3 protein-coding genes are annotated in these 2001 nt (G+C 71.0%); 2 read left to right on the forward strand and 1 reads right to left on the reverse strand.

Annotated elements, in window-relative coordinates:
• On the reverse strand, window positions 1-553 hold a 553-nt coding region (locus tag IH13_RS0111490; RefSeq protein WP_158791127.1), incomplete at its 3' end, for a thioredoxin domain-containing protein.
• A 233-nt stretch (window positions 554-786) separates the two neighbouring features.
• Between IH13_RS0111490 and IH13_RS0111495 the strand changes: the two genes are divergently transcribed.
• Both IH13_RS0111495 and IH13_RS43395 read left to right on the forward strand, forming a co-directional pair.
• Window positions 787-1353, forward strand: a complete 567-nt coding sequence (locus IH13_RS0111495; protein ID WP_031083512.1) for a Uma2 family endonuclease — start codon at window positions 787-789, stop codon at window positions 1351-1353.
• Between the two features lie 339 nt (window positions 1354-1692).
• Entirely contained in the window at window positions 1693-1878 is a 186-nt protein-coding gene (locus IH13_RS43395) for a hypothetical protein (RefSeq protein WP_158791129.1), read from the forward strand.
• Window positions 1879-2001 lie beyond the last annotated feature (123 nt).

Here is a 2001-nt window from a genome sequence, read left to right on the forward strand (position 1 = left end):
GCAGCGCCTGCGCCAGCTCCGGCTCGCCGGGCACCCCGTCGCCGCCGTGCGTGAGGGAGCGGCCGGCGAGGTCGGCGACGATGCGCCCGGCGACCTCCGCGACCTCCCCGCGCCGGTCGGTCCAGGCGGCCGTGACCCCTTCGAGCACCTGCCGGAAGGAGGGCATGCCGTGGCGGGGCTCCGGCGGGAAGTAGGTGCCGAAGTAGAAGGGTTCGGCGTCCGCGGTCAGGAAGACGGTCATCGGCCAGCCGCCCTGGCCGGTCGCGGCCTGCACGGCCTCCATGTAGACGGCGTCGACGTCGGGCCGCTCCTCGCGGTCGACCTTGACGGGCACGAAGTGCTCGTTGAGGTACGCCGCGAGCGCCGCGTCCTCGAAGGACTCGTGGGCCATGACGTGGCACCAGTGGCACGCCGCGTAGCCGACGGACAGCAGAACGGGCACATCGCGCCGTCGCGCTTCCTCGAACGCCTCCGGCGTCCAGGGCCACCAGTCGACGGGATTGTCAGCGTGCTGAAGCAGATAAGGCGAGGTCACACCAGCCAGCCGGTTCATGCGGACCAGCCTCTCACGCCGACACGGCCCTGCCGGTTCGGCCCGCAAGCCCCCGCCCTACTTGGCCGATTTGCACTCATGCGCCCTCACGTGGTGCATGCGAATCGGCCCCTTTGCACCCAGGTGGCCCCTGCGGACGCCGGAGGTTCTGCCCCGACCCCGAAGCCGGTGCCCGACTGGAAGCGGGCAGTACGCTGAGTCGAGCAGCACCGCATCCTCGAAGGAGGTACACCATGACCGCCGAGATGGTGACGCCCGCCTGGATGCACACCCAGATCAGCGCGGAACAGTACGACTCCTGGTCCGAGGAGCAGTGCGCCGGCGTCGAGATCGTGGACGGGATGGTCGTCGTGAGCCCGAGCGCCTCCAAGCGCCACAACCGGCTGGCTCGAATCCTGGCCAATGCCCTGGACGCCGCCGCGGGCGCGGACTGGAACGCCGACACGGACTTCGACGTCCGCTTGCAGGACGTGCCGCTCACCAACCGCCGTCCGGACGTCATCGTCTACCGGGCGGAGACGATCGACCTCACGCCCACCCGTCCCGAGCACGTGCTCCTGGTCGTCGAGGTCGTGTCGCCCGGGTCGGAAACAACCGACCGGGTCGTGAAGGTGGACCAGTACGCCAAGGCCGGCATCCCCTTCTACTGGCGCATCGAGCAGTCCGCCACCGGCGTTCCGATCGTCTACACCTACGTCCTCGACCCAGCCAGCAGGGCCTACCGGGACGGCGAGGTGTTCACCGGTACCGTGAAGGCCACCGCGCCATTCCCTGTCACGGTCGGCCTTGGGACCCTGTGAGCAACGAGGAACCGCCCGCGCCCTCGGCGCCTCCGATGTCCTGTGGGCCAAGACATGTCCGCCGCCGGGGGCCTCTGGGCAGCGCCCCCGGCTCGGCCCGGACCCGTCGTAGGCGGTCCGGAGGGAAGGTGCAGAGCTCCAACCAGGTGTCGATCTGTGCATTCTCGCCGGGGACGAGCCGCAGGGGGAGCCGCCCCCCTTCATGCCCGTCACCCTGATGGCGTGGCGTCGTCAGCGGATCATCACGTCGTGGTGATCCGCCGGCGACGACCTTGCCGTCCTTGACGATCCGTACCTCCACGTAATGCCGACCCCGATACCTGGTGCGCTCTTGGATCCGTGGTCCGCGCCCCGGCCCCGTATCTGACGCCTGTGGCCCTGGGCGCGCTGCTCGCCGTCCCCTTCGGGCGGCCGGCCCTGTTCCTCGCCGCGGGCATCGGCGCCGGCCTGACGAACCGGGTGCTCCCGAGCCGGGAACGCGCCTTGGACGCGACCGCGGCCCCGCGCTCCGCGCAGGCGGAGTGAGGGTGCCTCCTCCCCCGAGCGCCCCACGGCTCCGGCTCTCAACGAGTTGATCCACCGGCCGGCCCGGCTCACCGTGCTGTCCTTCCTCTCCGGCTGCAGCCGTCCGACGGCGCAGGGACGTCC

The organism is Streptomyces sp. NRRL WC-3549 (assembly GCF_000721935.1).
Classification (GTDB): Bacteria; Actinomycetota; Actinomycetes; order Streptomycetales; family Streptomycetaceae; genus Streptomyces.

Bases quoted from the DNA above. Each gene is read 5' to 3' on its own strand.
- IH13_RS0111495 (WP_031083512.1), top strand. From the start codon at position 787: ATGACCGCCGAGATGGTGACGCCCGCCTGGATGCACACCCAGATCAGC.